Source organism: Patescibacteria group bacterium (assembly GCA_034520665.1).
Classification (GTDB): Bacteria; Patescibacteriota; Patescibacteriia; order JAXHNJ01; family JAXHNJ01; genus JAXHNJ01.
Window position 1 is genome coordinate 45,281 of sequence record JAXHNJ010000001.1, and the last position, 13,161, is coordinate 58,441.

Sequence of the window (13,161 nt, forward strand, 5' to 3'; positions counted from 1 at the left end):
AAAAAATGCCTGATATAAATCTATTGAAAGACACTACCAGTGTAGAAAAGGATAATAAAAAATCCAAATCTTCGGATACTTCAGAAAAATCTGAAGTCAGTATGAAAAGGCCGAAAACTGATAAGCCAGGATTTTTTAAAAGAATTTTTTCTAAGAAGAATAAGCCAGATAAACAAATAAAAAAATATAATAAAGATTCAAGTTTTAAAAAGAATAAAAAATCAGAAAAGAAAGAAAAAAAGAAAGAAGAGAATAAATTAAAAGAAGCTTTTACTAGTAAGCCTGATAAAAAAGAAAAAGAAAAGCCTAAAAAAATTGAATATAAAAAAGCTGAGGAGCCAAAAGAAAAAAGCGCTGGTGGTTTTAGTAGTGTTTTTTCGGAAAAAAAAGCAGAAAAAAATGATATTAATAAAAAAGATTCTTTTAAGAGTAAAGATTTTTCAGATAATGAGAAGGTAGAGGATATTTTTTCTTCTACTGAAGAAGAAAAAGAAACGAAAAAACCCAAGCCAAAATTAATGACTGATAAAAAAACCTTGTCTTCTCAAAAGAAAAAAGAAAAACAAAAAGTAAAAAAAGAAGAAAAGGAAAAAAAGGAAAAAGAGGAGGGCCATAAAGATTCTTTTTTGGTTAATCTTATGCCGGAGGAAATTGCCAGTCATGAGAAACCAAAAAAGAAATTAATAAACCTGGCTTTAATAGCTCTAACAGCTCTCGTATTGGTTGGTTTAGTCTATGCCGGCTTAGTTTTTTATCAAACTAGAATTGTAACAGAAATCCAGGATGTTAAAGCACAAAGAATAGAATTAGATAGGAGAATTAGAGAGTTAAAAGATGATCAAGAGAAATCAATTGAGTTTAAGCAAAATTTACAAGCTGTTAAAAGTGTTTTAAACACCCATGTTTATTGGTCTAAATTTTTTGAAAAACTGGAAAAATATACCATAAAAGATGTTTACTATACTGGGGCTTTTAATGCTTCTACCGAAGGGAGTTTGACTCTTTCGGCCATAGCAGCTGATTATACTTCAGTAGCGGAACAGCTCCTGGTTTTTCAGAATGCCGAAGATTTTTTATCAAATGTCAGTATTACTGGAGCTAGTAAATCTTCTCCGGAAATTCAAAGTTCTAATTTGGGAGAAACTGTATCAAAGGTTAGTTTTTCAGTCACTTTAGAAATTCTACCCACAATATTTTATAAAATGGAAGAAGAGGATACTCAAGAGTCTCAATCTGAAAACATTAATTTAAATACTAATACTAACACTAGTACTAATACCAACAATAATAACTATAATATTAGTATTATTGATTTAAACTCCAATATCAATTCAAATTCTAATTCCAATACTAATATTAATTATGGTTATGATAACTTAAATACTAATACCAACACAAACTTAATTAATAACAATACAAATAATAATATAAATTCTAATTCTAATTCTAATAATTCTTCTTTGAATGTTAATTATAATAGTAGTAATACCAATAGTGATATATTAAATATTGAGTAAATTATGAAAATAAATTTTTCAAAAATTGTAAACCTGATGCGGAGTCTGTTTTTAAGGTATTTTAAAATATTAGCCATTGTTTTAGCTGTTTTGATTTTAGTTCTCGGATTTTTATTTATCGTTAAACCAAAATGGAATGAAGTTAAGGAAACAGGAATATTTGACCTTAATGCTGAAAAAGAAAAAAAGGAAGACAATGAACTGTATTTATCTAGATTGAAAGAATCTTTGGATAAATTTAAAGAGATAAATCAGAAAGATATTGATTCTTTAAGTCAGATAATACCAAGTAAAAAAGAAATTCCCGAGCTTTTTATAATTTTAGAGGATTTAGTGAGTCATTCAGCTTTGAGTCTGGATTCTATAACTTTTTCTGAAGGCAGTGTCTTGAGTCAAGAAAATGATTCTTTAAGTGATAACCTTGATGAATTACCGGCGGCGCAAGCCAAGGTTATTAAAAATACCTCAGTGAGTAAAAATATTAATATACTTAATATTTCTTTGAGTATCAGCGGTGGACGTAATTATAATGATTTAAAGACTCTTCTTAATGATATTGAAGAAGAACAGAGAATAATGGATATTTCAAGTTTAAGTTTTAATCCGCAAAGTCAGAGTAGTATTGATGCCGGCATGAATTTTGGTTTGAATTTAAAAACTTATTATATAGAGAGAGATAATGATTAAAATAATATGGTCTTAGTAAGAAAAAGAAATTATAAAAAAATAGCTGTCTACAGCGTTATTTTAGTTATTGTAATAATTTTAGGCGGTTATATGGTTTATAATTCCATGAGTGAAAATGGCGGTAGTAAAGTAATAGATGTTAGTTCAGAGCATAATCGGCCTATTATTAGTGATTATGAAAAAGATTTTCTTGAAAAAGAAGATTATAAAAATTTAATTGAATTTGGTAAAAATAAGTTACCATTGGATTTAGAAAACATTAGGACAAAGCGTAATAATCCTTTTAATCCTATTTAGATTATGGCTTTAAAAAAAGATGTAAAAAATAAAGGGATAGAAGGAGATAACGAGCTCCTTGATATTTTATTAAAAGAGAAAAAAATAAAGCGTACACAGTACGAGGAAATTAAAAAAGAAGCTAAAGAAAAAAACACCACGCCTGAGAAACTGTTAGAAGATAAAAAAATTGTCAGGGAAGATGATTTATCAAAAGCAAAATCAAAGGTTTACAATCTGCCTTATATAGATCTTTTCGGTCGGATGGTTCGAGCCGATGTTTTAAATATTATACCGCAAGAACTGGCTCAAAATTACAAAGTAGTAGCCTTTAATAAATCAGGTCAGGAAGTTAGTTTAGCTATGACGGATCCTTCCAATTATAAAGCCCTCCAAGCTATTGAATTTTTGGCTCGTAAAAATAATTTTAAAATAAAATATTATTTAACTTCTATTTCTTCTTTGAAATACGTACTTCGCCAGTATGAAAGCTTATCAACTGAAGTAGAGGAAGCTTTAAAAGGAGCCGAAGCTGAAAGTAGACCTAAAGAAGAAATATCCTTAGCCGAAGGCCGTGAAGATTTAGAAGAAGTGGTGAAAACAGCGCCAGTTTCAAAAATGGTTTCGGTTATTATGCGTCATGCGGTTGAAGGTAAGGCCTCTGATGTACACATTGAACCGGTGGGTAATGAGACGAGAGTACGTTACCGTATTGATGGTGTTTTACATACTTCTCTAGTATTGCCAAAACGAGTACACTCTTCTTTAATTGCTCGTATTAAAGTGGTTTCAAATTTAAAGATTGATGAAACTCGCGTACCCCAGGATGGGCGTTTTAGAATGACTATAGAAGAGCGTAATATAGATTACCGTGTTTCTACCTTACCTTTAATAGACGCGGAAAAAGTAGTGATGCGTATTTTGGATACGGCTTCAGCTACTTTAGACTTAGAGGATTTGGGATTTTGGGGTCAGTCTTTAGATATTATGAAAAAGAATATTGATAAATCTCACGGTATGTTCCTTATTACCGGTCCTACTGGTAGCGGTAAATCAACCACTTTATACGCTTTATTAAGTATTTTAAATGAAGAATCTGTTAATATTATTACCCTGGAAGATCCGGTTGAGTATTATATGCAGGGTATTAACCAATCTCAAATTAATACTGAGGTGGGCCTGACTTTTGCGGCGGGTTTAAGATCTATTTTACGGCAAGACCCTGATATTATTATGGTTGGTGAGGTGCGTGATACGGAAACAGCTGAGTTAGCGGTGCATGCGGCTTTAACTGGTCATATTGTACTTTCTACTTTGCATACTAATGATGCTATTGGAGCTATACCCAGATTAATTGATATGAAAATAGAACCTTTTTTGCTTACTTCTTCGGTTAATCTGGTTATGGCCCAGCGTCTGGTCAGAAAGATTTGTCCGCATTGCAAAGAAGAATTTAAGTTGCCAGAAATTTTGGAAAAGCAGGCTTGGGAAGAGCTGGAAAAAATTGATAAAGAACATTTACCGGATAATATTAAGTTAACTAAACCCTTAAAAATGTACCGCGGTAAAGGCTGTGCTCGCTGTGATAATACTGGCTACAAAGGCCGGATTGCTATTTGTGAAGTAATGGAAATTAACGCTAAAATGAAAGAAGTAATTCTGAGCAGTGGAGATATACAAGAAAAAACTTTAGAAGAATTTTTAAACCAGGGTAATTTTCTTATGAGACAGGACGGCATTATTAAGGCCTTACACGGAAAAACTACTATTGAAGAGGTTTGGGATGCTACGCGCGCTTAAATACTATTAATTTATAAATATATGACTAAAAAAGATAAGGCAAAAAAGCAAAAAATATTATTAGTGGAAGATGATACTTTTCTTTCTGGGATGTATGTTTCCAAACTTGATATAGAGGGTTTTGAGACGGTTCTGGCCTCAGAAGGTAAGCAAGGTTTGAAAATGGTAAAACAAGAAAATCCAGATCTTATTTTATTGGATATAATTTTGCCAAAAATGGACGGTTTTGAAATTTTAAAAGAAATAAGAAAAGATAAAAAAACTAAAGATATTCCGGTTATTCTTTTAACTAATTTAGGTCAAAAAAAAGACGTAGACAAGGCTTTTAATCTGGGAGCGGTTGATTACTTAATCAAAGCCCATTTTATGCCTTCAGAGGTAGTGGAAAAAATTAAAAAAACTTTAAGGAAAGAATAATATGCCCACCGGAGAAAAGATAATTTTAGATAAAATATTATCTACTGGCGCTGAATATAATGCCAGTGATTTTCATTTAACTGTCGGCAATCCACCTATCTTGCGGGTAGATGGCAAGTTAGTGCCTTTGACTGATCAGCCAGTAATTAATCCGGATTTTATGAAAGACATGGTAAATAATATTTTAAATGATAAGCAAAAAAATAAATTAGAAAAGGAAAAAGAAATTGTTTTGGCTCATACCATGTCCAATAAATCAAGATTTAAAATTAGTATTTTTTATCAAAAAGGTTATTTGGCCGCTTCTTTGCGCCTGATTGATAAAAAAATTAAAAATTTGGATGAATTAGGCTTACCCGGAGTGATTAAAAAATTTACTGAGATTGAAAAAGGATTAGTTATTATAAGCGGTCCTTTTGGTTCCGGGCGAACCTCAACTATCTCGGCTATTATTAATGAAATCAATAAAAATAGAGCTGATCATATTATTACTATTGAAAAACCAATAGAGCATATTTATATCAATAACAAGTCAATAATTGAACAGAGAGAAGTAGGCCGGGATACTAAGTCATTTACCCAGGCTTTGAATACAGCCTCACATGAAGACGTGGATGTGATTTATGTTTCAGAGGTTGAAAAGCTGGAAGTGGCTGAAGCTATGTTAAATGCCGCTGAATCCTCTCGCTTAGTTATTTGCTCTATGAATACTGATTCAGTTTTACGGACTATTGAAAAAATTATTTCTTTTTTCCCCGAAGACAGAGAAGAACAAATAAGAAATCAATTTGCCGGTGTTTTGTCAGGTATAGTTTCACAAAGGCTGCTGCCCCGGGTGGGCGGCGGACGTATTGCTGTGGCGGAAGTTATGATCCCTAATGATGCGGTACGATCAGTTATTCGTGAGGGAGCTATTTATCAAATCAATAATGTTCTCCAGACTTCCAGAGATGAAGGTATGATTTCTCTTGATAAATCTTTATCCGAGTTAACAAAAACCGGTGAAATACTAAGAGAAGACGCTTTAACTAATGCTAATGATAAGCAAAATATTAAATCAATGATAAAACGTTAAGATAAATTATGGCCGTTTTTGATTATAAAGCAAAAAATAAATCAGGGGATACAGTCAATGGGGCGGTAGAGGCGCCTTCAGAAAATGTCGCTCAGGAAGTTCTGCGCGACAAGGGCTTGATTGTCCTTTCGGTTAATGAACGGAGTAAAATAACTCTTTTTCAGTCTACTTTTGGTTTTTTGAAAAGAGTGCCGCGCAAAGACGTGGTTATGTTTTCCCGCCAATTAGCGGTTTTAATTGCGGCCACGGTGCCGATTGTTCAAGCCTTGCGCATATTGGTGAAGCAGCAGAAGAATGTTAATTTTAAAATAATTTTATCAGAAATTGCTGATGAAGTCGACGGCGGGGCCCGGCTCTCCCAAACCTTGGGAAAATATCCTCAGGTTTTTTCTGATTTTTTTGTTCATATGATTCGTTCTGGTGAAACCACTGGTAAACTAGATGAAACTTTAAATTATCTGGCTGATCAGCAGGAGAGGGATTATGACTTAATGAGTAAGATTAAAGGAGCCATGATTTATCCGGTATTTATTGTCGGCGGTATGATCGCGGTGGGTGTTTTAATGATGATTTTTGTGCTGCCAAAGTTAACCGAAGTTTTGGAACAAGGCGGCGGTGAACTGCCTTGGTCCACTAAGTTGGTTATGGGGACTAGCGGATTTTTACAAAGTAAGTGGTGGCTCTTGCTTTTGATAATTATAATACTAGTAGCGGTTTTTATTTTAATCAGAAAAAATCCGGCTGGCCAGAGAAAGCTGGATGAGCTAAAAATGCGTCTGCCGGTTTTTGGCCAAATTTACCAAAATATTTATTTAGTCCGTTTTTCTCGCAGTCTTGCTACTCTTCTTGTCTCTGGGGTTACTTTAACAAAATCTTTGGAAATTACCGGTGATATTGTCGGTAATCTTTTGTATAAGGAATTAGTAGAGGATACTATTGAGGACGTAGAATCGGGAAAGTCTATTGCCACTAGTTTTTTAAAAAGTAAAGCCGTACCGGTAATGCTGCCCCATATGATGGCTATTGGTGAACAAACCGGTAAAATGGACTTAATTTTAGACAAAATTTCCGGATTTTACGCTCGCGAGCTGGAAAATACAGTGAATAATTTAGTTAGCCTGATCCAGCCCTTTATTCTTGTAATTATGGGTATTGGCGTAGCCGTAATGGTTATGTCTATATTACTACCGATGTATAATTTGTCGCAAGCTGTATAAATAAGCCTTATTATGCTATAATTTAGGGGCAGATAAGGATAAAAAAGTTTTTAAACTTGACAAAATATATAATATTTGTTAAAATATAAGTAGTCGAGATATAAAGATAAACAATAATTTTCAGAATTTTCATAATTTGTTGTCAGGCTAGTCGATTACTGATAACAAAAAGAAAACTGAAAAACAAAAAGAAGGGAGGTGACAAAATGAAAAACAAAAAAGGTTTTACTTTAATTGAATTGTTAGTGGTTATTGCTATTATTGGTATTTTGTCAGCCATTGGTTTGGTGGCTTTGAACGGAGCTCGTGAAAAAGCTCGTGACGCCCAGGCCAAGTCTGACTTAGGCCAGATTAGAACCGCTTTGACTCTTTATAACGATGATGAAGGGGAATATCCTGACGCCGCTACTTTAGTAAGTATTAATGCTAGTATTATGGGTACCGATTTAGTGCCTGATTATTTGGGTACAGCATTAACTCCACCTGATGGAGCAACTGCAATAGGCTCAACTACTTCATTTGATAGAGTATACTATTATATTGAAGATGATGCTGAAAATACTTTTGGATTAGCTTATATCCTAGAAGGAGGCGGTGGTGATTCGGTTTATTTTCTTAACTCTGATGGAGGCTCGGGAGAGTTAGATATTACTGAGCCAGTCGATGAGGCCGCTTTTATAGATAGTGTTGAATGTTTAGATAGCACAAGCGGTAGCTTAGATATATGTGAGGGTGTTATTAATTAACCCATAGAAAATCTCTAAAGATATTATTGATACAGGAATAAGCAAAAAAACACTTATTTATATAGAGGAAAGGACCTTTATTAAAAGAGGTCCTTTTTCTTTTTATAAATATTTGTTATAATTTATATATGAATAATAAAGGCTTAAATTTAAAAGAATTAATTATATTCACGGCTTTGCTTTTACTGATTATTGTTTTGGGGATTTTACTTCTTCGCAGTGAAAGAGCCCGAGTTAGGGACGCTAAAAGAGTAGCTGATATGACGCGTCTGCGCTATGGTTTTGAAATACTATTTAATGAAGAGAATAGCTACGCTCCGGCCGCTGAAGGATGTGAGCAGGAAAATTCTTTAGCCTCAAAGTGTAATTTGAGTCAATATTTGCCTAATATTTCTTCTATCAAAGATCCGGGTAAATACAGTTATCAAGTAAAATCAGTACCGGATAAAGAAAATTATGTTATAAGTTTTTCTTTGGAAAAAGATTATGATGGTTTAGTAGCTGGCAAACACCTTTTAGACTCAAACGGCATACATTAATGGTGTTTGAAAGTTTGAATTTTTTCAAGCAGAGATAAATCTTTTGCCTACGCGTTGAGTAGTAGGTGTTTCTTCTTTTTGAATCGCTATTGATTTATCTTTGTTTTTTAATTCATCCTCATTCCGCGTCGGTGGAGATCCTCATCTCCACTTTAACAATAGTAAGCGGTGTCCACGCGAAAGCGTGAGAATGTATCAATTTTTTTGTTAACATAGCGCCGGATAAATCCGGCGCCAGGGTGTTAAATAATATAAAATACAACCCGGCGTAACATCCATATGGCGACATTTTAAAAAGATTACTCCACGAGTATAAATTAATTAGTATTAAAACAAAGGGTTTTGGGCCGAGCCGCTAGTTTGGTTATTAGGCTGAGTCAATGGTTTTTTATTCCAAACCCACCACCAAAACCTTACTAGCTGCTATAACCATAACCAATTAGCAAAACATAAATCGCCGGATAAATCCGGCGCCTTCACTTCTCCATCCGCGTAGCTGGAGATTTATCTCCAGGGGTTAGAATAATTCGGGTAGAGGTGAGCCCTCGCTCGCCTCTAAAATAAGGCCAAAGCGAGGGCTTTGGCCGACCCTTTTTATTATAAATACTAAAATAATTTTCAAAAAGCTAAATTCTCTAAAATTATTAATCTGTCTTCATTAAATAATCATTTAAATAATAATTCCTATAACCTGAGTATTTATAATCTTCCGAATTTTTAAAGCTTTTATAAAATACTCTATTATTTTATCGCGAGAAGAACTGGTCCCCAGACCTGTTCTGGCAATATATTTACTAAGCTCAAGGCCGAGTGACTAGAGCTTCTCGGTGAGTTAAAGATTTAATAATCTATTTTTTCTCGAGAAGGTTGGATCTCCTGATCCAACCGAATAAGGTGACGCGGATCAGGAGATCCGCGCTTCTCGGGTAATTTTAAGGGCTTCCTTGGCAGTTTGTTTTATACTAGGTAGAGGCGGGTCATGGCTCGTCTCTAGGCCTGGTCTATTAATATTAAAAATAAATTTAAACAAAAGCATAATATTTGAAATATTTAATATATTGCGGGAATAGGCATTCCCGGCTAGGCGGTTTTATTTAAAGGCGGAGATAAATCTCCGCCTACGCGAAAACAAACATCTTTATCTGCGTCGGTGGAGATCTCCATCTCCACATTAATAATAGTAAGTGGTGTCCACGCGAAAGCGTGAGAATGTATCAATTTTTTTGTTAACATAGCGCCGGATAAATTCGGCGCCTTCACCTCTTCATCCGCGTAGCTGGAGATTTATCTCCAGATTCATCTTCGGTTTAAATAAGGTCTTTTTTATGGTATAATATAATAAAGTATGAGCATTATTTATTATTTATTAATCTTTATTTTTGGCCTCATTGGTGGCAGTTTTTTAAATGCGGTTATTTACCGTCTTCATGCGAAAAAGTCATTTTTAAAGGGACGTTCATTTTGCCCTCATTGCCAACATCAGCTAAAAACCGCTGATTTAATACCACTTTTCAGCTTTATTTTTTTAAAAGGTCAATGCCGCTATTGCCAAAAAAAAATATCCTGGCAGTATCCTCTGGTGGAATTAGCAACCGCTTTGTGTTTTTGTCTTTTATTTTTTCGTTTTAACTGGTCTTTAGAATTTATTTTTTATCTGGTTATTACTCTTTTTCTGATTATTATTTTTGTTTATGACTGGCGCTATCATCTTATTTTAGATAAGGTCAGTATAACGGCTGTGATTTTGGCTTTAATTTTTAGTTTAATATTAGGCTTATCAATTTATAGCCTTTTATTAGGCGCTTTGATTGGTGGCGGTTTTTTCTTTTTGCAGTATTTAATATCAAAAGGTAAATGGATTGGCGGCGGTGATATTCGTTTGGGAGTTTTAATGGGTTTTATACTGGGCTGGCAAAAAATTTTAGTAGCGCTGTTTTTAGCTTATTTTGTTGGCGCTGTATTTGCCATATTTTTAATAATATTAAAGAATAAGAAATTAAAAAGTCATCTGCCTTTTGGCACTTTTTTAACTGCCGGAACTTTTGTGGCTCTGCTTTGGGGCCAAGTAATTATAGACTGGTATTTATCGGGGAGTTTAGTCAATTGGTTTTATTAAATTATGAAATTATCATCAAGAAAAAAAGGTTTTACCCTAATTGAAATAATTGTTTCTTTTGCGGTTTTTACTATATTAATGGGGGTGGTTATTTTTGGCTTCCAAGACACCAAGAAACATGAAGAATTGCGTGGGGCTAGTTTACAGATGGTGAGCAATATTAAAAAGGTGCAAAATTACGCTCAGACTGGCCATGAATTTGAAGATGAGGTACCGGCCGGTGGCTATGGTTTGCATATAGATTTGAGTAATCAATCCCAGTATTTATTGTTTGCTGATAAATCATCTGTTAGTACGGCTACTGGTTGTGTTGATGATGCTGGTAATCAAAGATATGATAATGAAGATGGCTACAGTCCGTCTTGTATTGAGGATAAGATAATCGGAGCTGGGCAGGTTAATTTTGATCAAGGAGTTACCATAAACAAAATTGAAGTAAAAGAAATAAATAAAAGCGAAATTATTTTGGATACAAGCCATGATTTTGATCTTACTTTTAAAAATCTTAAACCCTTCCCTTTTATTGGTTGGCTCAATCAAAATATCAACCGAGATCCGGGTAATGAAAATTTTAATTCTGAAAAAATAGAATATGTTAATATTTATTTGAGTCATGAAGACTTAAATAAATGCCGTAAAATTCATATTATTGGCGCTTCCGGTGCTGTTAATGAAGAGAGTTCAGATTGCCCCTAAATTAAAAATTATGAGAATATTTAGAAAAATCAAAAATAAAATTAAAGGTATGTCGCTGATGGAGACTATTTTAGCCGTGGGTTTGGTGATGTCAGTCATTATTGGTTCTTTAACTATTGGCATCTACACCACTCGTATTGGCCGCAGCAGCCAGAATCGCTTAATTGCTATAAATTTAGCACAAGAAGGGGTTGAAGTAGTGAGAAATATAAGAGATACAAACTGGCTTAAGGAAAATTCTTGGAATGATGGTTTAGCGGAAGGAACTTATAAGATTGATCAATACGTACTAACAAGCCCTCCGGAAAAATGGTTCCAAAAATTGAAAGGAGCTGGAAACTGTGATGATAGCAATCCTTGCTGGCTATATTTAGATAATGATTATGGTTTTTATTCGCTTAATTCAACTGCAGGAAAAAACACGGGATTTTCTCGTGTTATTGAAATAACAAATATTGATGTCAATACAATTCAGGTGGTCTCAAGAATTAACTGGCAGGAAAATGGGAAAGATAAAGAATATTTAATAGAAGAAAAATTAACTGACTGGCGCGATGATTAATATATTTAAAAATAATAAAAAAGGTTTTACCTTATTGGAGATGCTAATTTCAGCGTCTATTTTTGCTATTACGGTAGTGATTGGAGTGGATATATTTTTTGGGGTAGCCCGGATGCAGAAGAGAACTACTTATGTCCAAAATGTGCAAGCTGACGCCCGGTATGTCCTGGAAGAAATGGCTAAACAGCTCCGGCAGGGGATGATAAATTACCAGTGGTATGATAAAGAAAATTCTCCAGTTAAAGAAAAAATACCGCTTTCAGATTTAAGAGATAACAGCCATGAAGATAATAAAATTTTAGCCACTAAAGACTTGGACGGCAATCAATTCTTTTTTGAAAGGGTACCAGAAGGTACCTTGCATGATGGCTCTGTTCGCTATGTAATGAAAGTTTGTTCTATTGATATTACCGGCGGTGACGATTTAGATAAATGTGATGACCGAACAAATAATAGTAGTTGGCAAATAGTAACTCCAAACGAAATAAATGTTGATAAATTTTACCTTTTTGTTTCTCCCTCAAAAGATCCTTTTGTATTAGATGAGAATTCTCAATATGAAGCCAACCAGCAGCCGATGGTAACTATTGTTTTTCACACCTCAACTGACCGGCCCGAAAAAGAATATCAAATTGATACCAAGTTATCAACCACTATTTCCTCGCGTATTTACAAAAGATAAATTTTATGAAAAATATCATAAAAAATAATAAAGGAGTCACCCTGCTTTTATCATTGATAATTATGATGAATGTGGTCGCCATAGCCATTGGTCTTTCTATGTTGATAATAAATTTATATCAATTTTCAGCTCATTTAGACCATGCTTATGTGGCTTACTACGCGGCTGAGAGCGGTATGGAAACTCAATTATTGGAAATAAAAAATAGTCGTGCTGATGATTTAGATCTAAATAGTGATGTTATGCCGGCTATTACTAATGATAATAATATTGTATTGGCAGAAAGCGGAGGAAGATGGGATACTTCGCAAAGCACGGCTAGTCAGGACTATTTACTTGATTCTTTGGAGCAGAATAAGTCAACCTCTTTTGATGTAGAAGGAGCGCACTCAATAAAATTAACCTGGAATGATGATTGCCAAGGAGACAGCTGGTTAGAATATTCTTTTGTGCCCTGGCAGAATGATTTGCCCTCAACTAATCCTTCAGATTGGAAAAAAAATAGTAGTGGACAAGATTTTGTTTTTCCCTGTGAAGAAAATCAAAATTTGTGTGAAACTTCTACCAAAAATTTACCAAATAATTTATTAAATTATACTATATCTATTACACCACTTTATTGTGACGTTTCTAATTTGAAAGTGAAAGCCTATAGTAGGCCTGACTTGGGAGGAGATTTGCTAAATCTTAGCAACCGTATTTATTTAAAATCTGTAGGCTCATATCATGATTCACAAAAAGCTTTAGCGGCCAGCATTCCTTATCGCTTGCCACCTCAGGGTATTTTTAACTTCGTTCTCTTCTCTGAACAAACTATTGAAAAGAAGTAAT

At 34.0% G+C, this 13,161-nt stretch carries 14 protein-coding genes; all 14 read left to right on the forward strand.

All coding sequences use genetic code 11. From position 1 onward, the window contains the following. The first annotated feature begins 5 nt into the window (after positions 1-5). The 14 genes from U5L76_00185 (at position 6) to U5L76_00250 (ending at position 13,160) form a co-directional block, all read left to right on the forward strand. Positions 6-1,517, forward strand: coding sequence for a hypothetical protein (locus tag U5L76_00185; protein MDZ7798018.1), 1,512 nt, complete (start codon positions 6-8; stop codon positions 1,515-1,517). Between the two features lie 3 nt (positions 1,518-1,520). Continuing rightward, positions 1,521-2,204 (forward strand): hypothetical protein, encoded by a 684-nt coding sequence (locus U5L76_00190; GenBank protein MDZ7798019.1) that lies wholly within the window; start codon positions 1,521-1,523, stop codon positions 2,202-2,204. Positions 2,205-2,210: 6 nt separating this feature from the next. Further along, complete coding sequence (locus U5L76_00195) at positions 2,211-2,501, forward strand: hypothetical protein (protein ID MDZ7798020.1); 291 nt, start codon at positions 2,211-2,213, stop codon at positions 2,499-2,501. 3 nt (positions 2,502-2,504) lie between these two features. After that, positions 2,505-4,280 carry a GspE/PulE family protein gene (locus tag U5L76_00200; GenBank protein ID MDZ7798021.1) on the forward strand — a complete coding sequence of 592 codons (1,776 nt, stop codon included), beginning with the start codon at positions 2,505-2,507 and terminating at the stop codon, positions 4,278-4,280. Positions 4,281-4,301: 21 nt separating this feature from the next. Continuing rightward, the gene (locus tag U5L76_00205; protein MDZ7798022.1) at positions 4,302-4,697 is read left to right on the forward strand and encodes a response regulator; all 396 of its coding nucleotides are present in this window, start codon (positions 4,302-4,304) and stop codon (positions 4,695-4,697) included. 1 nt (position 4,698) lies between these two features. Continuing rightward, positions 4,699-5,772, forward strand: coding sequence for a PilT/PilU family type 4a pilus ATPase (locus U5L76_00210; GenBank protein MDZ7798023.1), 1,074 nt, complete (start codon positions 4,699-4,701; stop codon positions 5,770-5,772). 8 nt (positions 5,773-5,780) lie between these two features. Further along, positions 5,781-6,989 carry a type II secretion system F family protein gene (locus U5L76_00215; protein MDZ7798024.1) on the forward strand — a complete coding sequence of 403 codons (1,209 nt, stop codon included), beginning with the start codon at positions 5,781-5,783 and terminating at the stop codon, positions 6,987-6,989. Between the two features lie 206 nt (positions 6,990-7,195). After that, positions 7,196-7,735 (forward strand): type II secretion system protein, encoded by a 540-nt coding sequence (locus tag U5L76_00220; GenBank protein ID MDZ7798025.1) that lies wholly within the window; start codon positions 7,196-7,198, stop codon positions 7,733-7,735. Positions 7,736-7,863: 128 nt separating this feature from the next. Continuing rightward, positions 7,864-8,274 carry a hypothetical protein gene (locus U5L76_00225; GenBank protein MDZ7798026.1) on the forward strand — a complete coding sequence of 137 codons (411 nt, stop codon included), beginning with the start codon at positions 7,864-7,866 and terminating at the stop codon, positions 8,272-8,274. Between the two features lie 1,345 nt (positions 8,275-9,619). After that, positions 9,620-10,390, forward strand: coding sequence for a prepilin peptidase (locus U5L76_00230; protein MDZ7798027.1), 771 nt, complete (start codon positions 9,620-9,622; stop codon positions 10,388-10,390). Positions 10,391-10,393: 3 nt separating this feature from the next. Beyond that, positions 10,394-11,086, forward strand: coding sequence for a prepilin-type N-terminal cleavage/methylation domain-containing protein (locus U5L76_00235; protein MDZ7798028.1), 693 nt, complete (start codon positions 10,394-10,396; stop codon positions 11,084-11,086). 10 nt (positions 11,087-11,096) lie between these two features. After that, a complete protein-coding gene (locus tag U5L76_00240; GenBank protein ID MDZ7798029.1) occupies positions 11,097-11,648 on the forward strand; it encodes a hypothetical protein in 552 nt (183 codons plus the stop codon). Continuing rightward, positions 11,641-12,330, forward strand: coding sequence for a type II secretion system protein (locus U5L76_00245; protein MDZ7798030.1), 690 nt, complete (start codon positions 11,641-11,643; stop codon positions 12,328-12,330). Before U5L76_00240 ends, U5L76_00245 begins: the two co-directional genes overlap by 8 nt. A gap of 5 nt (positions 12,331-12,335) precedes the next feature. Continuing rightward, the gene (locus U5L76_00250) at positions 12,336-13,160 is read left to right on the forward strand and encodes a hypothetical protein (protein MDZ7798031.1); all 825 of its coding nucleotides are present in this window, start codon (positions 12,336-12,338) and stop codon (positions 13,158-13,160) included. Position 13,161 lies beyond the last annotated feature (1 nt).

Bases quoted from the DNA above. Each gene is read 5' to 3' on its own strand.
- U5L76_00185 (MDZ7798018.1), top strand. From the start codon at position 6: ATGCCTGATATAAATCTATTGAAAGACACTACCAGTGTAGAAAAGGAT.
- U5L76_00190 (MDZ7798019.1), top strand. From the start codon at position 1,521: ATGAAAATAAATTTTTCAAAAATTGTAAACCTGATGCGGAGTCTGTTT.
- U5L76_00195 (MDZ7798020.1), top strand. From the start codon at position 2,211: ATGGTCTTAGTAAGAAAAAGAAATTATAAAAAAATAGCTGTCTACAGC.
- U5L76_00200 (MDZ7798021.1), top strand. From the start codon at position 2,505: ATGGCTTTAAAAAAAGATGTAAAAAATAAAGGGATAGAAGGAGATAAC.
- U5L76_00205 (MDZ7798022.1), top strand. From the start codon at position 4,302: ATGACTAAAAAAGATAAGGCAAAAAAGCAAAAAATATTATTAGTGGAA.
- U5L76_00210 (MDZ7798023.1), top strand. From the start codon at position 4,699: ATGCCCACCGGAGAAAAGATAATTTTAGATAAAATATTATCTACTGGC.
- U5L76_00215 (MDZ7798024.1), top strand. From the start codon at position 5,781: ATGGCCGTTTTTGATTATAAAGCAAAAAATAAATCAGGGGATACAGTC.
- U5L76_00220 (MDZ7798025.1), top strand. From the start codon at position 7,196: ATGAAAAACAAAAAAGGTTTTACTTTAATTGAATTGTTAGTGGTTATT.
- U5L76_00225 (MDZ7798026.1), top strand. From the start codon at position 7,864: ATGAATAATAAAGGCTTAAATTTAAAAGAATTAATTATATTCACGGCT.
- U5L76_00230 (MDZ7798027.1), top strand. From the start codon at position 9,620: ATGAGCATTATTTATTATTTATTAATCTTTATTTTTGGCCTCATTGGT.
- U5L76_00235 (MDZ7798028.1), top strand. From the start codon at position 10,394: ATGAAATTATCATCAAGAAAAAAAGGTTTTACCCTAATTGAAATAATT.
- U5L76_00240 (MDZ7798029.1), top strand. From the start codon at position 11,097: ATGAGAATATTTAGAAAAATCAAAAATAAAATTAAAGGTATGTCGCTG.
- U5L76_00245 (MDZ7798030.1), top strand. From the start codon at position 11,641: ATGATTAATATATTTAAAAATAATAAAAAAGGTTTTACCTTATTGGAG.
- U5L76_00250 (MDZ7798031.1), top strand. From the start codon at position 12,336: ATGAAAAATATCATAAAAAATAATAAAGGAGTCACCCTGCTTTTATCA.